Source organism: Streptomyces sp. NBC_00310, assembly GCF_036208085.1.
Taxonomy (GTDB): domain Bacteria; phylum Actinomycetota; class Actinomycetes; order Streptomycetales; family Streptomycetaceae; genus Streptomyces.
Genome location: NZ_CP130714.1, coordinates 9765201 through 9786296 on the forward strand (window position 1 = coordinate 9765201; position 21096 = coordinate 9786296).

The window sequence follows — 21096 nt, forward strand, 5'->3', positions numbered from 1 at the left end:
TCAGTCGGGCAGGGGCTCGGAGTAGTGGCGGAAGCCGTCGCGCTCGGTGTGGATGTCGTACAGGCGCCGGGCCAGGGCGTCGGGGCTGCTGTGTTCGGCGTCGGGCCGGATGGCGCCGGGGACGATCAGCTGGGCGACGTGGATGTTCTGCGGGGCGAGGGTGTCGTGGAGCAGGTGGGCGTAGGCGCTCTCGGCGGCGAAGGCGATGGAGGTGCCGGCCACGTTCGGGTTGGGGCGTACGGCGCTGGAACCGTTGACGAACAGCAGGGTGCCGCGGCCGAGTTCGCGCATGCCGGGCAGGACGGCGTTCACCGCGGTGACGGGGCCCTTGACGGAGAAGGCGAGGGGGGCGTCGAGGTCGTCTGCGCCGGTGTCGAGGACCGGTTTCATGAAGTCGGCCCGGGGCACGGGGCTGTACTGGAGAATCTCGACGGTTCCCAGCGAGGTACCGGCCGCGTACAGGGCCGCGGTCAAGGACTCGATGTCGAGGACGTCGGCGGCGAAGCCGCGCGCTTCGATGCCGTCGCGGGCCAGCTCGGCCGTGAGGTCGTCCAGGTGCTGGGTGTTGCGGGCGATGAGGGCGACGCTGTGGCCGGCGGCTCCGAAGCGGCGGGCGCTGGCGAGCCCGAGGCCGGGTCCGGCCCCGATGAGCGCGAAGGTGGTCACGGTGAGTCCTTGGTGGAGAGGGGCAGCGCCGGGGCCGGGCTTCGGATGCCCGGCCCCAGTGGCGGGACGGGGTGCGGTCAGGGCTTCAGAAGGGCCTTGATGGCGCGGCGTTCGTCCATCGCCTTGTAGCCTTCGGCGACCTTGTCCAGGGGCAGGGTGAGGTCGAAGACCTTGCCCGGGTTGATCCGGCCGGTCAGGACCCGGTCGATCAGGTCGGGCAGGTATCGGCGCACCGGGGCGGGGCCGCCGCGCAGGCCGACCTGGGAGAAGAACAGCTCCTGGCCCTCGACCGCAACGTCGTGCGGGACGCCGACGAAGCCGACGTTGCCGCCGGGCCGGGTCGAGTGCAGGGCCTGCCGCATGGACTCGGCCGTGCCGACGCACTCCAGGACCGAGTCGGCGCCGATGCCGCCGGTGAGGTCCTTGACGCGGGCGATGCCTTCCTCGCCGCGTTCGCTGACGATGTCGGTGGCACCGAACTCCGTAGCCAGCTTCTGTCGCGATTCGTGGCGGCTCATGGCGATGATCCGCTCCGCCCCGAGCTCCTTCGCGGCGATGACACCGCACAGGCCGACCGCTCCGTCGCCGACGACGACGGCGGTGGAGCCGGGCTTCACCTCGGCGGCGAGGGCGGCGTACCAGCCGGTACCCATCACATCCGAGACGGCCAGAAGACCAGGCACGAGCGCGGCGTCCGGGTGCTCGTCGGTGGCAACCAGCGTGCCGTGGGCGTTGGGGATCCGCACGTAGTCGGCCTGGCAGGTGCTCATGAACTCGCGGTGCAGGCAGGAGGACTGCCAGCCGTTCAGGCAGTTCGCGCAGGTGTTGTCCGAGGTGGCGAACGATCCGACGACGAACTGGCCCGGCTTGACGTTGGTGACCTCGCTGCCGACCTCCTCGACGATACCGACGTACTCGTGTCCCATCGGGTGGGGCTCGTCGACGGGTTCCGCGCCACGGTAGGGCCACAGGTCCGAGCCGCACACGCAGGTGGCGACCGTGCGGATGACGGCGTCGGTCGGCCGGCTGATCGTCGGGTCGTCCAGGGTCTCGAGGCGGACGTCGCCGGGGGCGTGAATGACTGCTCCGCGCATGATGGGTGTTTCCTTCGGCACGAGGGTCTGGAACCGCAGCCCGGACATCTGGGACGGCTGCTCGAAATCGAGCCTCGCACGCGAGGGCAGGCGCGAAAAGCGGAGGAATCTATCCGGGGAGAGGGACATCCAGGGAGGAAATTCTCCCCCCTTCCTCAGGTGCGATCGATGTCATGCTGGGAAGCATGACCAGCAATCTCGCCTCGAACGAACTGGGAGAATTCCTCAAGAAGCGCCGTTCGGAACTGAGCCCACGCACGGTCGGGCTGCCCGAGACGGGCGGGCCCCGCCGGGTGGACGGGCTGCGCCGTGAGGAGGTCGCCCAGCTCGCCTCGATCAGCACCGACTACTACACGCGTCTTGAGCAGGGCCGTATGCAGGCGTCCGCCCCTGTGCTGGACGTCCTCGCCCGCGTACTGCACCTGGACGACGACGAGCGGGGCTATCTGTTCCAGCTCGCGGGCAAGAACACCACCCGCACCCGGCGTCACGGCAGGCAGAAGGTACAGCCCCAGCTGCAACGCGTGCTGGACGACCTCACCGCCACCCCGGCCATCGTGCAGGGGCGGCGCGGTGACATCCTGGCGTGGAACGCGCTGGCAGCCGCCCTGGTCACGGATTTCTCCCGCATTCCGGAGAAGCACCGCAACTACCCGCGGCTCATCTTCACCGAGCCGGCGCTGCGCAGCCTGTACGCCGACTGGGAGGGCTCGGCGCGGATCGCCGTGGCGCAGGTGCGGATGGAGGCGGCGAAGTATCCCCAGGATCCCCGTCTCATCGAGCTGGTCGGTGAGCTCTCCACGCGGGACAAGCAGTTCGCCCAGTGGTGGGGCGATCACAGGGTCGCTGCCCGCACGGTGGGCACCAAGACTCTCAACCATCCGGTCGTCGGCGAACTCGTCCTGGACTGGGACACCCTCACCGCCAACACTGACCCCGACCAGCACCTGACCGTCTGGACCGCCGCCCCCGGCTCCGCCACCCACGAGCGGCTGCGCATCCTCGCCTCGTGGGCCGCCGACCAGAACCTGGCGCCCTCGCCTTCCCTCCGCTGACCGGTGCCGCCCCTACACCGACGGTGTGACCCCACCGGGCTGAACCTCACGCTCGGTCGGTCCGCGAGCGCGACCTGCTGCTCACGTGTGGGACGAGTCGAGCGCCGCGTCAGCCAATGTCCTGAGTGCCGCAGCTGACCGGCTGGTCTGCGACCGCTTGGGGCTGAGGCGGGGACGTTTCGGTGCGGGTGGCGCGCATCAGCGCAAGTACGGTCAGCGGTACGAGGGTGAGGGCGACCGCCATCGTGCCGACCAGCGGGGGCCCTGCTTGCCCCAGCGGTGAGGTCAGGGCGATGCCTGCCGTCCAGGAGCCGATGGCGATGCCCACGTTGGGCGCCGAGCCGCTGAGGCCGGAGACGAGGTTGGGCGCGGAGCTGGAGAAGCGCAGGGCCAGCGCGCCGAGCACCGGGGTCGCGGCGAAGCCGGTCATCCCCATGAGTGTCACCAGAATGACGGCCGCCACGGGGTTCGGGGAGAGCAAGGTCAACAGCAGCAGGACCAGTGTGGTCGTGGCAGCGGAGGTGATGAGCGTGGCAAGGGGGCGGCGGTCGCCCAGGCGCCCGCCGACCGTGGTGCCCAGCAGGGCGCCCAGGCCGTAGCCGGTCAGGACCATGGGCACGGCTCCATGGGGGATGCCGGCCCGTTCGGTGAGCAGGGGCGAGATGTAGGTGTACGTCGCCAGGACACCGCCCATCAGCAGCGTCATGGAACTCAGCGTCAGCCAGACCCGGACATCGCGCAGCGCGGCGAACTCGGCCCGGACGGAAGGCGCTTCGCGCCGCTCGTCGGCAGGGATGTACCGGCCGATGACCGCCGCCGCGCCGGCCGACAGCGCGGCGAGTACCCAGAACGGCCCGCGCCAGCCCGACAGCTGTCCCAGCCACGCGCCCAGCGGTACGCCGGCCACGGTGGCCACGGTCAGACCTCCCAGGAGCATGCCCAGGGCCCGTGACGTAGCTGCCGGTCCTGCCGCGGTCGTGGCCACGATCGCGCCGACGCACCAGAAGGTCCCGGTGGCCAGCGCGGTCACCACGCGGGCCGCGAGCACAAGGGCGAAGGACGAGCTGAGCGCGGCGACCAGGTGGCCGAGGGCGAAGACGACGAGCGCGAGGATCAGCGTGGAGCGCCGCGGCAGGCGCAACGTCGCAATAGCCATCACCGGGGCCCCGACGATCATGCCTGCAGCGAACGCCGTGATCAGCAGACCTGCCTGAGAGACGCTGACATGCAGATCGTCGGCGATCTCGGGCAGCAGGCCCGCGATGACGAATTCGGTGGTGCCCATGAGGAATGTTCCGGCGGACAGCACCAGGACGACGAAGGGCAGTTTGTGGGGTGGGCCGTCGGCCGTGGGTGACATTCGGTGGCATTCTTTTTTAGGGCGATGTGCGACCGCTGCGAGGTGGGGATGCCGTAGAGCATCGCACCGCACGGGCGTTCTGTGAGGGGGAGGAATTTCTCCCTGCTTCGTAGCGGACCAGGGAGTGGTCTCCCTTTTCGGCAGCTGCCGCTTCACGGGATGAGGAACTCACTTGTTCCGGCAGAGACGTGGCAGCGGTGCGTCGGCCACCCAGGTATTGGAGGGGCCAGAGACCAGCGGCACAGCCTGCGCTTTGGGGCTGTGCCCGTTTCCGTGGCGCCTTGTCGGCCGTCGGCCAGGATCTGCCGCCTCTTCCCTCAGCCGGCCGTGGTCGGACTTCAGTGGGGGGAGCGGCCGGTGGATCGGTCCGGTGGCCTGGGACAGGGGCAGCCCCGTGACCCGGTCGGTGTGGGCGATGATCTCCGCGGGGATGGAGAGGGCCGTCTCCTCGGCGGTGTGGGCCCCGAGGCCGAGCCGATCGGGGAGTGCAGGCGGGGAGTTGGTCCTCGGCAACGTCGGCCTTGCTCAGCAGGCGGAGGCGTTCGTCGTGTCGAGGGTCTGCTGCTCGGCGTGGACGCGGAGTTGCAGGTCGCGGAGTTCTCGTGGGGGAAAGCCCACGGTCCGGGATGCTCCGTGCACCGGGTGTAGAAGTCGGCCCGGACCGCCACAACCACACACGGTCGGCTGTTTCGATCACCTGCGGCCAGCAGCAGGTCGATGAAGCGGGTGCGCTCCGCGGAATCACGGCACAGGGTGAAAATTTCCTCGAACCGACAACGATCACCCAGCCCTCCGGGTCGTCCTCGCCCAGGGTCAGCAGCCGCCCGTAGGTTCCTGCAGGCTTCGCTCCGGGGGTGAGCACACGCAACACGGCGGGTGAGTGCCGACGGGTGATGTGCGCCCTCAACCGGGGTATCAGCCCGGCCCTCAGGTGCGATGACGTGCCGCTGCCGGACGGGCCTGGGACCACGGCGAACCGGCGGTCGCGCCCCATCTGCAGCAACTCGTCAGCCAACCGGTCCCGCCCGAAGAACGACGCGCTGTCGTCGGGCTCGAACCGGGCCGGTCCGCGGTACGGCGCAGTGTCGGGTCTCGATGCCGCGCTCACCGGGCACTTCGACGCCACCGACCGATGAGGCGACCCGGCCACCGTCGCGGACCGCGCCGATGGCGAGGCCGGCGACGCCCGCGGTGTCGACGAGTCCGTCGGCACCGTCGGGTATCTCCCTGCGCACCAGCTCCGGGAACTCGGTACCGCGAGGCAGGACCACGTCAGCCCCGAGCTCCTTCACCAGTGCCTCGTCCTTCGGCGCCGCGTCGGCGATCACCCGGAGCCCGTCGGCCTTGGCCAGCTGGACAGCGTAGCCGCCGACCGCGCCGGCCGCTCCCGTGACCGCCACGGTGGCGCCTGCGGGAAGTTCCAGCAGGTCCAGCGCCATACGGGCCGTCAGTCCGTTCATCGGCAGCGTGGCGGCCTCGACATCGGTCGCGCCCGCAGGTACGCGGACCACCGACTCGGCGGGGACGACCAGGTGCTCGGCGTAGGCGCCGTGTGTTCCGGAGACGACCACGACGGCCATGACGTGGTCACCGGCCTTGAGATCGGTGTCGGTTCCCTCGCCGATCTGCTCGACCACGCCAGCCGCGTCCATCCCTGGAACGTAGGGCGGCTCGGCGTCGGAGACGAAGGCGATTCCGCGGCGTACCAACATGTCGACGGGGTTGACTGTCGCCGCGTGCACGCGGATCCGGATCTCGCCCGGCCCGGCCTCGGGGACCGGAAGGTTAAGGACCCGCAGTACGTCGGGTCCGCCGAATTCGGTCAGTCCTATGGCCTTCATGGGAAGTCCTTCCTCAGAGATGAGTCATTCGACCGCCGCGCCTCCCGACAGGCGGATCTCTTCGCTGTCGAGGGCGGCCTGCTGGCGGCGCAGTACGGTGTCGTCGATCTGGCGCTCGTCGCGCAGCCGTACGACGGTGGCGCGTTTGTTGGCGATGAGGGCCAGGCGCAGCGCGAGGTAGTCCTGGTGCTGGAGCACCGCGGGGTCGTCGTGGGCGCCCGCGCTCCGGGCCCGGACGGACGCCAGGTGGGCCTCGTACTCCTGCCGCAGCCACTCGACGATCTTCGGATCGCTCTGCAGGCCGGCGGCGAGTCGGGGTATCGCCTTGATCGCCTCTTCGATGGCGGTGGCCTCCGCGAGGCCGTGTTCGTCGTCGACCGCGGTGTCGGGTGGCAGCTTCGCCCAGCGCACCGCCACCGGCAGCAGCAGGCCTTGCACCACCAGCGTCACGAGGATGACGCCGGAGGTGACGAAGACGATGAAGCTGCGGTCGGGGAACGGCTCGCCCGAGTCAAGTGTCTGCGGCACGGAGAGCACCATCGCGAGCGAGACCGCGCCCCGGAAGCCGGCCAGCCCGCTGACCACCCGGGTCCGGTGACCTACGCGGAGCATGCGTTGCCGGGGGCGGCGGTCGAGCGCGCGGACCAGGTAGGTGGAGGCGTACAGGAACGCGAAGCGCACGGCGACGAGTACCACGCAGATGACACCGACCGCGATCAGCGCGTCCCGGAGATCGGCACGGCCCAGGTCGCGGACCGCGTACTGCAGTTCCACCCCCACCAGGACGAACAGCGCCCCATTGATGATGAAGGTGGCCAGCGGCCAGAGCGCCAGTGCCTGCGTGCGGTGTTCGGCTCGGATGATACGCGGGGCGACCTGGGACATGATCAGACCGCTGACGACCACCGCGAGGACGCCGGAGGCTTCGATGAGTTCGGCGAGCAGGTAGGCGGTGAAGGGCGCAAGGATCATGACCAGGTTGCCCAGCAGGGGATCGGTCAGGCGGCGCCGCAGGTTCATGTTGACCCACGCGACCGCCACGCCTACCGCGGCTCCGCCACCGTAGGCGAGCAGGAACAGCCCGCCGACGTGCGGGACGCTCAGGTGTTCCTCGCCGACCGTGATGCCGACGGCGAGGCCGTAGATGACCAGAGCCGTGCCGTCGTTGACCAGGCTCTCCGCGCGCAGGACAGTGACCTGGCGGCGCGGCAGGGCGCGGGCCAGGACACCGACCGCCGTCGCGTCCGTGGGCGCCATGGCCGCGCCGAGCACCCACGCCGGCCCCCACGGCAGGCCGAGGGCATGCCCGGCCGCGGCGACGGCCCAGGCCGTGAGGATGACGAGTACGGTGCTCAGCTGCAGGATGCCGCGCAGGTTGGTGCGGATCTCCCGCAGGGAGGTGGTGAGGCTCTCCCAGTACAACAGGACCGGAAGGAAGAGCAACAGAACGACTTCCGGGGGCAGGTGCGCCTCCCGCACCGCCGGGACGAACCCCAGGAGCACACCTGTCACGAGCAGGACGACCGGCGGGGCGATGCCGAGGCGCTGTCCCACGGCGTTGCCCACCAGCACGGCCACGCCCAGGACCACGACGAGTTCGAGACCGAGCAAGGTGTTTCTCCTGGAGGGGTGAAAGAGCTGCCGTTCAGCGGGGTACGAGCTTCAGGGTCGTGTCCCGCGATGCCACCATGGGATTGACGTAACTCGCTCCGTACCGGCCGTACTTGGTGCGGTAGGCGGTGTCGATGCGGTCGTTCACGCCGGGGTCGGTGACCTCGACGAAAGTGACGTCCTTGTCGACGCCGCCGGAGCGGATACGGCCCTCGTGGCGGGCCCTGGCCGCGCGGTACCAGGCGCCGTCGCTGCCGCGGAAGGAGCGGACGTAGAGGTCGTCGCCGTCGCGGACGACCCAGATCGGCACGGGTGTGCGCGGCGTTCCGTCGCTGCGCGAGGGGGCGATCCGAAGTTCCTCGGCGTGCCCGATCCGGGTCAGCTCGTCGTTCGTCCAGGTCGTCATGGGCTTGCCTCCTCTCGACCGTTCGATGGGGTGTGCTCCCGTGGGCGTGAGCACAGGCTGGGGCAGCTCATGGCCACGAGGCGGCGCGTCAGGGCGTGAGGAGGGTCTTGATGGCGCGGCGTTCGTCCATCGCCTTGTAGCCTTCGGCGACCTGGTCCAGGGGCAGGGTGAGGTCGAAGACCTTGCCCGGGTTGATCAGGCCGGTCAGGACCCGGTCGATCAGGTCGGGCAGGTATCGGCGCACGGGGGCGGGGCCGCCGCGCAGGCCGACCTGGGAGAAGAACAGCTCCTGGCCCTCGACCGAAACCTCGTGCGGGACGCCGACGAAGCCCACATTGCCGCCGGGACGGGTCGAGTGCAGGGCCTGCCGCATGGACTCGGCCGTGCCGACGCACTCCAGGACCGAGTCGGCGCCGATACCGCCGGTGAGGTCCTTGACGCGGGCGATGCCTTCCTCGCCGCGTTCGCTGACGATGTCGGTGGCACCGAACTCCGTAGCCAGCTTCTGTCGCGATTCGTGGCGGCTCATGGCGATGATCCGCTCCGCGCCGAGCTCGCGCGCGGCGATGACACCGCACAGGCCGACCGCGCCGTCGCCGACCACCACGGCCGTCGAGCCGGGCTTCACCTCGGCGGCGAGGGCGGCGTACCAGCCGGTGCCCATCACGTCGGAGACGGCGAGCAGGCCGGGCACCAGCTCGCCGGACGGGTGCTCGTCGGTGGCGACCAGGGTGCCGTGGGCGTTGGGGATGCGGACGTAGTCGGCCTGGCAGGTGGACATGAACTCGCGGTGCAGGCAGGAGGACTGCCAGCCGTTCAGGCAGTTCGCACAACTGTTGTCCGAGGTGGCGAAGGAGCCGACCACGAACTGTCCCGGCCTGACGTTGGTGACCTCGCTGCCGACCTCCTCGACGACACCGACGTACTCGTGGCCCATGGGGTGGGGTTCGGTGACGGGTTCCGCGCCTCGGTAGGGCCACAGGTCCGAGCCGCACACACAGGTGGCAACCGTACGGATGATCGCGTCCGTCGGCTTGACGATCTTGGGCTCGGGGACGTCCTCCACCCGGATGTCACCGGGGGCGTGGATCACAGTTGCTCGCATGTCTTTTCTCCTGATGCGTTTCTCGGGTGGGGGTGGCTCCGGTGGGGGTGGCGCGGGTGGGGTCTTCGCGCCGGTGGGTGGCCCTTGCCGGTCGGCGGCCGCTTCAGGAGTTCCATCGTGCTTCTCTTCGTGCGTTGCTGTGGCGCTGCTGCTTGGGCAGCGGTGACACCCGGACGTGACGGATTCCTCGATGATGGCCAATGGGGTATACGGAAGCGTCGACGGCCTGTGAAAAAGAATTGCCGGTCTCTCGCTGCTGTCACCGCCCGCAGGGCCCGTACACAGGAGAATTTCACCCCAGGGAAGAAGTAACCAGGGATAAAACCTTCCTACCCAGCAAAGTGGCGGACAGCGCACACTGGCCAGTATGAACAGCAGTGCGCACCGTAAGGAGCTGGGGCAATTCCTCAAGGCCCGCCGGGCCGAGCTCAGCCCCCGCACGGTCGGTCTGCCCGAAACCGACCGGCGCAGGCGCGTGGCCGGCCTGCGCCGGGACGAGGTGGCCGTGCTGGCCGCCATCAGCACCCGTTACTACACCGGCCTGGAGCAGGGTCGCATGACCCCTTCCGCGTCCGTGCTGTCCGAGCTTGTTCGCGCCCTGCACCTCAGCGACGACCAGCGGGATCGTCTGTTCGAGCTGGCCGGAAGGGAGGCCGGCGGGGCGCGGCGGCGTGCTCCGCAGAAGGCGCACCCCCGGTTGCATACCGTGCTGAACGAGCTCAGCGTCGCCCCCCGGCATGATCCTGGGCCGGTACCTGGACATCCTGGCGTGGAATCCGATGGCCACGGCCTTGCTCGGCACCGACTTCGCGAAGGCCCCCAAGCAGCAGCGCAACTACGCCCGGCAGCTCTTCACCGATCCGGCCATGCGGACGCTGTACGCCGACTGGAGTGACTCCGCTCGCAACGCTGTGGCCGTGTTGCGACAGCAGGCCGCGGCCTGCCCCGACGACCGGAGACTGACCGCCCTCGTCGGTGAGCTGTCGGTCCAGGACGACCAGTTCTGTCAGTGGTGGGGAGGCCGCCATGTGGCCCCCCGCCCCGGAGGCACCACGATGTTCAACCACCCGGAAGCCGGTGAACTCACCCTCGCCTGGGACGCCCTCACCTGCGTGGCCGACCCCGACCAGCAGCTGATCGTCTGGAGCGCCGAACCCGACTCGCGCACCTACGAGGGGCTGCGCTTCCTTTCCTCCTGGGCTGCGACCCAGCACGACGACTCCGCGGTCGACACCCTCAGCTGACGGGTGCTGTCGCCTTTCCCGCCCGCACAGGGAAATGACAGAGGGATCCCAGTGTAAATAGCCACTGGGATTCCTGCGTGCCGCCTTTGCACTTCCTCCCAGCCAAGAACAGTTCCCGACCAGGGACAGATCCTTCCTACCTTCGCAGTCGAATTGCGTGCCATGCTTTTTTCAGAGCACGATTCGCACAATCCTTTTCGAGGAGCAATAGCGTCATGTCTTCCTCCCGCCCCGCGGTCGCCGTGGCGTTCCACTCCGGCTACGGCCACACCGCTGTCATGGCCGAGGCCGTGGCGCGCGGTGCCGCGGAAGCCGGTGCCGAGGTGATCTCCATCTCCGTGGACACGATCACCGACGAGCAGTGGACGCAACTGGACGCCGCAGACGCGATCATCTTCGGCGCCCCCACCTACATGGGCACCGCCTCCGCCGCCTTCCACACCTTCGCCGAGGCCAGCAGCAAGCGCTGGTACACCCAGACCTGGGCCGACAAGATAGCCGCCGGCTTCACCAACTCCGGTGCCAAGAACGGCGACAAGTCCTCGACCCTGGGCTACTTCTTCACCATGGCCGCCCAGCACGGCATGCACTGGGTCAGCCTCGGCGTGCAGCCGGGCTGGGCCTCCACCGAAGGCAGCGAGGACGACATCAACCGTCTGGGTTACTTCGTCGGCGCAGGCGCCCAGACCCCGGTCGACGCCGGCCCGGAGGCCGTCCACAAGTCCGACATCGCCACCGCCGAGGGCCTCGGTGCCCGCGTCGCGCAGCAGACCGCATTCTTCCTGGCCGGCCGTAGCGCTCTCGCCGCCTGAGACAGACCGTCCACACACATCCAAGGAGCATCATCATGTCCGACTCCCCGAACGTCGCTCTCGTCCGTCGGCTCTACGACTCCGGTATGGCTCCGGACGTGGCCGCCGAGGTCATCGACCCCGACGTCGTCTGGGACATCACCCCCGGCTTTCCGTACGGCGGCGTCTACAAGACCTGGGCGAGTGCCGGGGCCGACTTCTTCGGCCGGCTCGCGCCCAACTTCACCTCCTTCGGCGCGGTGCCCGAGGAGTTCTACGGCTCCGGTGACCACGTCTTCGTCCGCGGCCACTACCACGCCGTGTCCAAGTCGGGCCAGGAATCGGACGCGCGCTTCATCCACCTGTGGACGGTCGGTGGCGGCAAGCTCACCCACCTGATCCAGGCCGCCGACAGCCACGTCGTCCAACAGGCCGCGAACGGCTGACCGCACTCACTTCCAGGGAGAAACCCAATGGCAAAGATCCTCTTCCTCATCACCGCCGCCGACCACTGGACCCTGGCCGACGGGTTCGAGCAGCCGTCCGGCTTCTGGGCCGAGGAGGCCATCGGTCCGTACGGCGTCTTCAAGGAGGCCGGCTACGAGGTCGCCGCGGCCACCCCGGGCGGCGTCCCGCCGACCGCCGACGCGCTCAGCCTGACGCCTGAATTCAACGGCGGCGAGGAGGGCGCCGAGCAGATGAAGACCGCCCTGCGCGAGGCCACCGAACTGGCGAACCCGATCCGCATCGAGGACGTCCGGATCGACGACTATGACGCCGTCTTCGTCCCCGGCGGCTGGGGCCCGATGGAGGACCTGTCCGACGACCCCGCGGCCGGCAGGCTGCTGAGCGACTGGCTCGCTTCCGGCAAGATCGTGTCGCTCGTGTGCCACGGCCCGGCCGCCCTGCTGTCCACCGTGGACGCCGACGGCAAGTCCCCGTTCCACGGCTACCGCCTGACCGGACTGTCCAACTCCGAGGAGATCCAGAACGGTCTCGCCGACCGGGCGAAGTGGCTGCTCCAGGACCGTCTCGTCGCGGACGTGGGCGCGGACTACCACAAGGGCGAGGAGAACTTCGCCCCCCACATCGAGGTGGACCGCACCCTCATCACCGGCCAGAACCCCGCCTCGGCCGTCCCGCTCGCCCAGGAAGTCGTCAAGGCCCTCGGCTGACACCCCGCACCGCCGCTCAAAGAAAAAGAGGCAGTACCGATGGACAGCAACGTGACCCTTCCCAGCGTGGGGCAGACCTGGCTGGCGGACCTCGGCCCGGACACGCCGCTCGGCCACTTCACCGTGGAGATCACCTTCGACTCGGCGACCCAGGTCACCTTCGAGGTGACGGGCGGTGCCATCAAGGGCCGGAAGCAGACGATGGAGTACACCACCACCCAGCTCCGCGACGGCCTGTACGTCGTGCGCTGGACCGAGCCCGACGCCGGTGACCACGTCACCCACATCGAGGACTACACCGAGGGGACCTGCATGGCCAGCTCCGTCATCGGTGGCGAATTCGTCCAGCTCCATGGAAAGTGGAGCCGCGTCCGCTGAACCTGTGGATGTCAGCCGCAGGCCGCGCATCATCCTGGCGGTGAGGCTTCCAGGGACAGATCTCTCCCCCTGACAACACTGCTCTGCGATGGCAGGGTGATGGCATGAACCGCGATCCTCACCGCCATGATCTGGGGGAATTCCTCAAGGCACGCCGTGCCGAGCTCGACCCGGCCGCCGTCGGCCTACCCGACGGCGGCCCGCGTCGTGTCGCGGGCCTGCGCCGTGAGGAGATCGCCGTACTTGCGGCCATCAGCACCGACTACTACGCCCGCCTCGAACAGGGCCGTATCCAGCCCTCACCGTCCGTGCTGGAGTCCCTGGCCCGGGTGCTGCACCTGGACGACGACCAGCGCGCCTACCTGTACGAGCTCGCGGCCAAGGACGAATACCGCCCGCACCGCCGACAGCCGCGCCCCAGGATCCAGGCCCAGTTGCAGCGCATGCTCGACGACATGGCGCACACCCCCGCCTTCGTGATCGGACCGCGCACCGAGATCGTCGCCTGGAACGCCATGGGCGCCGCCCTGATCACCGACTTCGCGAAGATCCCCGAGAAGCAGCGCTACTACATACGGCTCCTCATCACCGACCCCATGATGCGCCGGCTGTACGCGGACTGGGAGGGCGTCACCCGGCTCGCCATCGCCCAGATGCGGATGCACAACACGAACAACCCCGGGGACGCGCGGCTCGCCGCTCTGGTCGGCGAACTCTCGGTCCGGGACGACCAGTTCCGTCAATGGTGGGGCGCCCACAACGTCGCCGTCCGGGACACCGGGACCAAGCACCTGCACCACCCCGTGGTCGGAGACCTGCATCTCGACTGGAACGCCGTCACGTGGGCCGCCGACCCCGACCTGCAGATCATCGTCTGGACCGCCGAATCCGGCACGCCCACCCACGACAGCCTGCGCATGCTGGCGTCCTGGGCCGCCGACCCCAGCCACATGACCAGCGGCAGCTCCGCCTGACCGTCCCCAGTATTCCTCCGAGAAATGGGAGAGTCCTTTCTCCTACGCAGCGCGCATACAGGAAAGGGCTCTCCCTTCTTCACTCGGTGCTGGACGCCATCGCCCGGGTGCTGAGGCCGAGCACAGCCACGTCACCCGCTGAAGCAGCACAAGAAGCCGGCGGCGGCGCAGACCCAGCGGGTGCGCGGTGTGCTGCGGCAGTCGCTCGACTCGATCGAGGGCGTCCCGGCCTACATCATCGGTCGGCGCTCGGACATCCTCGCCTGGAACAAGATGGCCGGACCGTGTTCGGAGACTGGTCGGAACTGCCGATACTGCCACCAGCGGTCCACGTCCGCCGGTGTGGCGGCGGTGGCTGAGCACCACAGCCAGACCGGTTTCGGGTCGCGGTCGCCCGGCAGGCGCTCGACTTCGAGGCGCACCAACGTGCCGTGCAGGACGGGCAGTTCCTCCTTGGCGTGGTCCAGCCAGGGGCCGCGGTGGGTGAGTCTGGGGTGCATCCGGTCCCAGGCCCGGCGCCTCGGCGTTGCCGTAGCGGGTGGTGTCCGTAGCTGTGGTGACGTCGGGCTGGTGCCGGCTGTCGGGCTTTGGGAAAGTGAGGACGCCGTCGTGCCGACGGGGCCGCCCGCCCTTCGGGCCAAAGCGCGCGGTGCCCGGGTCGCGGAGCATGACCCGGTCCGAGCGCAGGTGCCCGACCAGCACGACCGGCAGGTCGGCCAGGGCGTGGGAGAGACGGGTGACGTCGCAGCCGGCGTCCATCACGATCAGGATCTCCGGGTCGCCCGGCCGCCAGTGCCCGGCCTGCATCAACCGCTCGACGACGCCGCGCAGTTGGGCGGCGGTCAGGAGCGTCGCGTCGTCGGCGGACCCCAGGCGCACGGCGTCCAGCAGCGCGACCCAGGAGGTGCGGCCGGACTCCAGCGCGGCGACGAAGGAGTACGGCCAGCCCGGCACGAACTGGTCCGTCTTGCGGTCGCCACGCCCGTACACATGGCAGAACAGCCGGTCGTCGCTGGTCGGGGCATCGGGGCGGAGCCAGTTGCTCACGTCCACGGCCGGCACGACCCTGCCGTCGGCCGCCGTCGGCAGCGGCAGGCCGGCCAGCGTGCGGCGTAACCGCGTCGGCTCCGGCCAACCCCGGTCCACCGCCGCGTACAGCGCACCGTGCCCGCGCCGGTGCTTGAGGGCCAGCGACAGCTCGACCAGCGAACTCACCGGCCCGTCCGCGCACAACACCGCGTCCGTGAGCTCGAAGAGCGCGTCCGCTCGGGCGTAGAGGCATTCGTCGAACTCGACCCGAAAGCGGGACAGGATGCCCCATGCGTCGCCTGCGGGCGCGTCGACCGGGAGACTCATACGCAGCGGCCGTTCTCTCGTGCTTCATGACTCGACATCTCGAAGCGTGGAGGACGGCCGCCCCTGCTGTCCCGGGAGGAACCGCAGATCAGCAGGTCGGGTGACCTGCGAGGTTGAACGCCAAGCTAAGCGGCGGCGTTGGTCATGTCCTCCGGCGGGTTGGAAGGGATCTCCCGGGAAGCGTGGTCCCCCTTCGGCTCGCCCTGAAAGGCCGTGCCGAAGCGAGGGCGGCGAATCCGGGCGCGGCCGGCCGTCGGGCACAGAGAGTATCCGTCTGCTCATTCATGCCGCCCCCATGGAGGGGCGATCACGCTCGCGGGCAGGGAGCCGGGTACGCCGTCACGGGCATGGGGGGCTGTGGAAATGCCGACCGGCCTCATACCGCTGCTGGGGAAGTGGCATCCGCCCCCGCGTCCTTCCTCGCCTCGTTCGCGCGCCACACGCCTTTCGGCAACGAACAGAGGACGGCCCACGGGGTGGGGGACTCCAAGGGGATGTCCTCCAGTAGCCTGAGCCGGTCCCGGGCCGCGCCGATGCCCCTGCGACTGTCGCGCGTGCCCACAAAAGGGAAAACGTGGTCCCGGGATCACATCATCCAGGGAGAAAACTGTCCCTCCCTCTGCCCGGGTGAACGGTGGCAGACTCGCGGCCATAACCAGTAACGTGCCGGATGCGAGTGGGGAGAATTCTCGCGAGATGCCGTGTCGAATCGAGTTCGGATTCATCGATGTCGGCCGCGTCAGGAACCCTATTTCGGACCCGCCGCGCACGCCCGGAGTCTGCCGCTCCTCTCGGCTCGACTGATCCCGTCAGCTGGTGTGAATGAAATGCAAGGCCATCCTGGGATGAAAACGCCCCCCTCACAATGTGGGGATTTCGTGTGAGAGTGACTTGCATGGAGAGCAGCACACATTTGAACGAGCTGGGTGCGTTTCTCAGAGCCCGGCGAGCGGAGCTGAGCCCGCGCACGGTAGGGCTGCCGGAGTCGGGAGCGCCGAGGCGCGTGCCAGGTCTTCGGCGGGACGAGGTCGCCCGGTTGGCCGGGCTCAGCAGCCCGTACTATGCGCGCCTTGAGCAGGGGCGTGTAGTACGGCCGTCGGCGGTGGTGCTTGCGACGCTCGTCCGTGTCCTGCACCTGGATGACGAACAGCGGGATTATCTGTTCGAGTTGGCGGGCGAGGTGGGAGTCAAGGTGTGCCGACGCCCGGCGCAGAAGGTTCAGCCTCAGGTGCAGCGGTTCATCAACGATATCCCGTTCACCCCGGCACTGGTGCTGGGCCGGTACATGGGCATCCTCGCCTGGAACTCGTTGGCCGCCGCCTTGGTCACCGACTTCTCCCAAATCCCGGTCAAGAAGCGGAACTTTGTCCGGCTGCTCTTCACCGAGCCCGCCATGAGGGTGCTGTACCCGGACTGGGAGCGTGTCGCCCACGCGTGCGTCACGCAGTTGCGGATGGAGGGCGCCAAGTGCCCCGGAGACGCGCAGCTGACCGAGCTCGTGGGTGAACTGTCGGTGGCTGACGCCCACTTCCGCCGATGGTGGGGAGCGAAGCACGCCACGGTGCTGAGCGTGGGAACGAAGACCCTGCGGCATCCGGTCGTCGGGGACGTCACCCTTGACTGGGACAGCTTCACCAGCGTCACCGATGGCGAGCAGCAGTTGGTGATCTGGACCGCCGAACCAGGAACGGCATCTCACGACAACCTGCGTCTTCTCCAGGCCTGGACTGCGCGGCCGTCGGAGGCATGAGCGGCTGCATGCATCCGAGCCATGCCGGACACCCAACGTGAGACATCATGGGCTCGGCGAATTGGTGAATGCTACATCTTTCTCGGCTGCGGTCGTTGCTCGATAGTGCCACACCCGATTTGATCTGTTCCACTGCCGGGCAAGCGGAGCAGAGTTCCCTTCGAGGGAAGAATATCCGGGGAGAAAACTCTCCCTCCCATGGGTGATGCCGGTGGTGCAAGACTTCGGGGCGTGACCAACCGCGGTCGCACAGCATGTGCGCATTCTGAATACGCGGTGGTGACGAAGTCGTGGGATTCGCCCAGCTCCCTGTCGCCGTGCAGGCCAGGTGCCCCATCCACCGAGTCCGAAGGCCTATGTATGTCCTCCCCTGAGTTCACTGACCCAGATGTTCCACCCTCCACCGCCTCCACCGAGTCCACCGACTCCGAGGCCCGCACCGCGCCGACACGACGCACCTTCATCGCCACCAGTACCGCGGTCGGTGGTGCCGTCGTCGTCGGTGGCGTGATCGGTGGGTCCTTGCTCACCGCCGGGGAGGAGGTGGCTGCCGCCGAGGCGCCCCCGTCCAGCCGTGTCTCTCTGACGGTCAACGGCACCCGCCGGACCGTGGCGGTGGACAACCGCACCTCGCTGCTGGACCTGTTGCGTGAGCACTTCGATCTGACCGGTTCGAAGAAGGGCTGCAACGCGGGTGCTTGTGGTGCGTGCACGGTGCTGGTCGACGGCCGGCGGGTCAACTCCTGTCTGACGCTGGCCGTCCGCCTGGAGGGCGCCGAGGTCACCACCATCGAGGGCCTGGCCGACGGTGACGAACTGCACCCGTTGCAGAAGGCGTTCATCGAGCAGGACGCGTTCCAGTGCGGTTACTGCACGCCGGGCCAGATCATGTCGGGCGTCGGCTGCATCCAGGAGGGCCACACCGACTCGCCGGAGGAGATCCGCGAGTGGATGAGCGGCAACATCTGCCGCTGCGGCTGTTACGTGAAGATCGTGCGCGCGGTCGACCAGACCGCCGGCCGGAAGTAAGGAGCCGCTGACATGCATCCCTTCTCCTTCACGAAGGCCGCGAACACCCGTGAAGCCCTCGACGCCGGTCGGCGCGGCGGCCGTTACATCGCCGGGGGCACCACACTCGTCGACCTGATGCGCGAGACCGTCGAGCGTCCCGAGGCGCTGGTCGACATCTCCGGTCTGCCGCTGGACGAGGTCACCGTCACCGAGCGCGGCGGGCTGCGCATAGGTGCGCTGGTGAGCATGGCCGAGACGGCCGCGAACCGGAAGGTGCGCACCACGTACCCGGTCATCTCCGAGGCGCTGGAGCTGAGCGCGTCGGCGCAGCTGCGGAACATGGCCACCATCGGCGGCAACATCATGCAGCGCACCCGGTGCACGTACTTCCGCGATGTGACGGCCGACTGCAACAAGCGTGATCCGGGGTCGGGTTGTGCCGCGCTGAACGGCCACAACCGCACGCACGCGATCCTCGGCACCTCCGACTCCTGCGTGGCCACCCACCCCTCCGACGTCGCCGTGGCCTTCGCGGCGCTGGAGGCGACCGTGCACCTGCTCGGCCCGGACGGGGAACGCCGTATCCCCTTCGCCGACTTCCTGCTGCGGCCCGGCACTACTCCGAACCGCGAACAAGCCCTCCGAAAGGGAGAGTTGATCACGGCAGTGGAGATCCCGGCTCTTCCACGTCCCCTGCGGTCGGGCTATCTGAAGGTGCGTGACCGGCAGTCGTACGAGTTCGCCCTGACGTCGGCGGCTGTCGCCCTGCATGTGCGCGGCGGGGTGATCCGGGAGGCGAAGGTGGCGGCCGGGGGAGTGGGCACGGTGCCGTGGAAGCTGTCCGCAGTCGAGCGGCACCTCATCGGTGAGCGTCCCTCGGGGGCGTTGTGGAAGGCTGCCGCCGCGAAGGCGGTGGCAGGTGCCCGTCCCCTTGACCACAACCGTTTCAAGGTCGAGTTGCTGAAACGGACCGTTGAGCGTCAGCTGCGCATCGTAGGAGGTACGAAGTGAGCCCCCAGCCGCAGGCAGCCGTAGGCGCGCCGCTGTCGAGGGTGGACGGCCGGCTGAAGGTCACGGGTAAGGCGGTGTACGCCGCCGAGCACGACGTTGACGGGGTGGTGCACGCCGTCATCGTCGACGCGAGCATCGGCCGGGGCCGTATCACCTCCATCGACACCGGTGATGCCGAGAATCATCAGGGTGTGCTGCGGGTGATCCACCATGGCAACGCGCCGAAACTGCCCTACCGCGACAACGCCGGCTCCAACAACCCACCCGGTCGCAGACTGCGGGTGTTCCAGGACGACCGGGTGCTCTTCCACGGTCAGCCGGTCGCCGTCGTGGTCGGCACGACCCTGGAGGCCGCGCAGCACGGGGCGAGTCTGGTCAAGGTCCGCTATGACGCGGAGGAACCCTCGACCGATCTGCACGAGGCCGAGCGGGACGAGCCGACGGACTACGCGCGCGGTGACGCGGAAGCGGGCCTGCGCTCCTCGGCCGTACGCCTGGACCTGACCTACCAGTTGGCGCGCAACCACCACAACCCGATGGAGCCGCACGCCACCATCGCCCGCTGGGACGGCGACAAGCTCACTGTCTGGGACAAGACGCAGTGGGTGGTGGGCACCCATGACGAGCTCGCCGCCGTGTTCGACCTGCCGGCGGACGCGGTGCGGGTCATCAACCCGTTCGTCGGGGGCGGCTTCGGCAGCGGGCTGCGCTGCTGGCCGCACACGATCGTCGCCGCCCTGGCCGCGCGGGAGACGAAGCGTCCGGTCAAGCTGGTGCTGAGCCGCAGGCAGATGTACTTCGGCACCGGCTACCGGCCGTCGTACGAGTACCGGCTGCGCCTCGGCAGCGACCGGCGCGGCCGGCTGTCCGCCGCGATCCACGACATCGACGCCGAGACCTCGTCGTACGAGACGTTCACCGAGGCCGTCATGGCGGCGGGGCAGATGATGTACAGCATGCCGAACGTCAGCCAGGCGTACCGGCAGGTTTCCCTGGACGTGAACACCCCGATCTGGATGCGCGGCCCTGGTCTCGCCACGGCGTCGTTCGCCATCGAGTCGGCCATGGACGAACTCGCGCACGAACTCGGCCTCGACCCGATCGAGTTGCGTCGGCGCAACGAACCCAGCGAGGACGAGTCCAACAACCTGCCCTTCTCCAGCCGGCGGCTGCGCGAGTGCTACACGATCGGCGCCCGGGAGTTCGGCTGGAGCCGCCGCTCCGCCCGGCCGCGATCAAGGCGCGAGGGCGACTGGCTGATCGGTCTGGGCATGGCCGCCGGTGTCTACGATCCCGGGCGTTTCCCCGCGGAGGCCCGGGCGCGTCTGGATGCCGACGGCACCGCCGTGGTCGAGGCGGCCACCAGCGACATGGGGCCGGGTACCTACACCTCCCAGACCCAGGTGGCGGCCGACGCCCTCGGGCTGACCATGCGCACGGTCACCTTCCGGCTCGGCGACTCCCTCTATCCGCCGACCGGCCCGCACGGCGGCTCGGCCACCATGGCCAGCGTCGGCACCGCCGTCGTCGACGCCTGCGACAAGGTCCGCGAGCAGGCGATCAAGCTGGCCGTCGAGGACCGCGAGTCACCGCTGTACGGGGTGGACGCCGGCGATGTGGTGGTGCGCGGCGGCCGGCTGCACGTGCAGGGCAACCAGGCGCGCGGCGAGACGTACCGGAGCCTGCTGGCCCGCAACGACCGCTCGCATCTGGAAGCGAGCGGCTCCTACGCCGGGCCGCCCAGTCCTGCACGGCGCTCCTACCACGCCTACAACGCCACCTTCGCCGAGGTCGCCGTGGACGCGACCCTGGGCCTGGTGCGGGTGCGGCGGATGCTCGGGGTGTACGACGCGGGCCGCATCATCAGTCCGAAGCTGGCCGAGAGCCAGGCGTTCGGCGGCATCGTGGGCGGCATCGGCACGGCCCTGCTGGAGCACACCGCCACCGATCACCGCGACGGACGGATCGTCAACGCCAACCTGGCCGACTATCTCGTCCCGGTCAACGCCGACGTCCCCGAGGTCAGGGCGATCTACCTGGACGGCGAGGACAACGACGGCAACGCGCTGGGGGTGAAGGGGCTCGGCGAGGTCGTCCAGGTGGGCGTGGCGGCCGCGATCGGCAACGCGGTCTTCAATGCCACCGGCCGCCGGGTGCGTGAACTGCCCATCACGGCCGAGGCGTTGCTCTGACCTCAGCACGCCCATCGACCGGTCCGGCAGCAGCTCCACTGTCCGGCTGCCGGGCCAGACAGGGTCGCCGCCGCGC

Annotated in this window: 17 protein-coding genes and 5 pseudogenes; 12 read left to right on the forward strand and 10 right to left on the reverse strand. The window is 69.2% G+C overall.

Features of this window, described 5'->3' with window-relative positions; genetic code table 11:
• Together OG202_RS42600 and OG202_RS42605 are read right to left on the reverse strand one after the other, a co-directional pair.
• On the reverse strand, nucleotides 1-666 hold the full coding sequence (locus OG202_RS42600) for an SDR family NAD(P)-dependent oxidoreductase (RefSeq protein ID WP_326574353.1): 666 nt from the start codon (nucleotides 664-666) through the stop codon (nucleotides 1-3).
• Between the two features lie 77 nt (nucleotides 667-743).
• The gene (locus tag OG202_RS42605) at nucleotides 744-1760 is read right to left on the reverse strand and encodes a zinc-dependent alcohol dehydrogenase family protein (protein ID WP_327726647.1); all 1017 of its coding nucleotides are present in this window, start codon (nucleotides 1758-1760) and stop codon (nucleotides 744-746) included.
• 173 nt (nucleotides 1761-1933) lie between these two features.
• Between OG202_RS42605 and OG202_RS42610 the strand changes: the two genes are divergently transcribed.
• Complete coding sequence (locus tag OG202_RS42610) at nucleotides 1934-2815, forward strand: helix-turn-helix domain-containing protein (RefSeq protein ID WP_326574351.1); 882 nt, start codon at nucleotides 1934-1936, stop codon at nucleotides 2813-2815.
• Nucleotides 2816-2924: 109 nt separating this feature from the next.
• Here the strand turns inward: OG202_RS42610 and OG202_RS42615 are convergent, their stop codons facing one another.
• From OG202_RS42615 to OG202_RS42645, 7 genes and pseudogenes are all read right to left on the reverse strand, one after another.
• A complete protein-coding gene (locus OG202_RS42615; RefSeq protein ID WP_326574350.1) occupies nucleotides 2925-4175 on the reverse strand; it encodes an MFS transporter in 1251 nt (416 codons plus the stop codon).
• A gap of 680 nt (nucleotides 4176-4855) precedes the next feature.
• A pseudogene (locus tag OG202_RS42620) lies at nucleotides 4856-5113 on the reverse strand (hypothetical protein); the annotation flags it as partial.
• Nucleotides 5050-5301 (reverse strand): annotated as a pseudogene (locus OG202_RS42625) (nSTAND1 domain-containing NTPase); the annotation flags it as partial. The pseudogenes OG202_RS42620 and OG202_RS42625, both read right to left, overlap by 64 nt.
• Nucleotides 5183-6016, reverse strand: coding sequence for an NADP-dependent oxidoreductase (locus OG202_RS42630; RefSeq protein ID WP_328224491.1), 834 nt, complete (start codon nucleotides 6014-6016; stop codon nucleotides 5183-5185). The gene OG202_RS42630 and the pseudogene OG202_RS42625, both read right to left, overlap by 119 nt.
• A 24-nt stretch (nucleotides 6017-6040) precedes the next feature.
• Nucleotides 6041-7627, reverse strand: coding sequence for a Na+/H+ antiporter (locus tag OG202_RS42635; RefSeq protein ID WP_326584606.1), 1587 nt, complete (start codon nucleotides 7625-7627; stop codon nucleotides 6041-6043).
• Nucleotides 7628-7661: 34 nt separating this feature from the next.
• The gene (locus OG202_RS42640) at nucleotides 7662-8033 is read right to left on the reverse strand and encodes a DUF2255 family protein (protein ID WP_326584605.1); all 372 of its coding nucleotides are present in this window, start codon (nucleotides 8031-8033) and stop codon (nucleotides 7662-7664) included.
• 88 nt (nucleotides 8034-8121) lie between these two features.
• The gene (locus tag OG202_RS42645; protein ID WP_328224492.1) at nucleotides 8122-9138 is read right to left on the reverse strand and encodes a zinc-dependent alcohol dehydrogenase family protein; all 1017 of its coding nucleotides are present in this window, start codon (nucleotides 9136-9138) and stop codon (nucleotides 8122-8124) included.
• A 367-nt stretch (nucleotides 9139-9505) separates the two neighbouring features.
• Between OG202_RS42645 and OG202_RS42650 the strand changes: the two are divergent.
• The 7 genes and pseudogenes from OG202_RS42650 to OG202_RS46670 all read left to right on the forward strand — a co-directional run.
• Nucleotides 9506-10382 (forward strand): annotated as a pseudogene (locus tag OG202_RS42650) (helix-turn-helix domain-containing protein).
• A 215-nt stretch (nucleotides 10383-10597) separates the two neighbouring features.
• Nucleotides 10598-11194 (forward strand): flavodoxin family protein, encoded by a 597-nt coding sequence (locus OG202_RS42655; protein WP_327726642.1) that lies wholly within the window; start codon nucleotides 10598-10600, stop codon nucleotides 11192-11194.
• A 35-nt stretch (nucleotides 11195-11229) separates the two neighbouring features.
• Nucleotides 11230-11619: a nuclear transport factor 2 family protein gene (locus OG202_RS42660; RefSeq protein WP_327726641.1), complete on the forward strand. Its 390-nt coding sequence runs from the start codon at nucleotides 11230-11232 to the stop codon at nucleotides 11617-11619.
• Between the two features lie 27 nt (nucleotides 11620-11646).
• A complete protein-coding gene (locus tag OG202_RS42665) occupies nucleotides 11647-12348 on the forward strand; it encodes a type 1 glutamine amidotransferase domain-containing protein (RefSeq protein WP_327726640.1) in 702 nt (233 codons plus the stop codon).
• Between the two features lie 39 nt (nucleotides 12349-12387).
• Nucleotides 12388-12726: a MoaF-related domain-containing protein gene (locus OG202_RS42670; RefSeq protein ID WP_327726639.1), complete on the forward strand. Its 339-nt coding sequence runs from the start codon at nucleotides 12388-12390 to the stop codon at nucleotides 12724-12726.
• Between the two features lie 104 nt (nucleotides 12727-12830).
• A complete protein-coding gene (locus OG202_RS42675) occupies nucleotides 12831-13700 on the forward strand; it encodes a helix-turn-helix transcriptional regulator (protein WP_328224493.1) in 870 nt (289 codons plus the stop codon).
• A gap of 189 nt (nucleotides 13701-13889) precedes the next feature.
• Nucleotides 13890-13934, forward strand: a pseudogene (locus tag OG202_RS46670) (hypothetical protein); the annotation flags it as partial.
• Nucleotides 13935-14014: 80 nt separating this feature from the next.
• Here OG202_RS46670 and OG202_RS42680 read toward each other — a convergent pair.
• Nucleotides 14015-15056, reverse strand: a pseudogene (locus tag OG202_RS42680) (transposase); the annotation flags it as partial.
• 895 nt (nucleotides 15057-15951) lie between these two features.
• Here OG202_RS42680 and OG202_RS42685 point away from each other — a divergent pair.
• From OG202_RS42685 to OG202_RS42700, 4 genes are all read left to right on the forward strand, one after another.
• On the forward strand, nucleotides 15952-16806 hold the full coding sequence (locus tag OG202_RS42685; RefSeq protein ID WP_326574349.1) for a helix-turn-helix transcriptional regulator: 855 nt from the start codon (nucleotides 15952-15954) through the stop codon (nucleotides 16804-16806).
• A 360-nt stretch (nucleotides 16807-17166) separates the two neighbouring features.
• Complete coding sequence (locus tag OG202_RS42690) at nucleotides 17167-17835, forward strand: (2Fe-2S)-binding protein (protein ID WP_327726637.1); 669 nt, start codon at nucleotides 17167-17169, stop codon at nucleotides 17833-17835.
• Nucleotides 17836-17847: 12 nt separating this feature from the next.
• On the forward strand, nucleotides 17848-18828 hold the full coding sequence (locus OG202_RS42695) for an FAD binding domain-containing protein (protein WP_326574347.1): 981 nt from the start codon (nucleotides 17848-17850) through the stop codon (nucleotides 18826-18828).
• Entirely contained in the window at nucleotides 18825-21020 is a 2196-nt protein-coding gene (locus OG202_RS42700; RefSeq protein WP_328224494.1) for a xanthine dehydrogenase family protein molybdopterin-binding subunit, read from the forward strand. The genes OG202_RS42695 and OG202_RS42700 overlap by 4 nt, the downstream gene beginning before the upstream one ends.
• The last annotated feature ends 76 nt before the right edge of the window (nucleotides 21021-21096 follow it).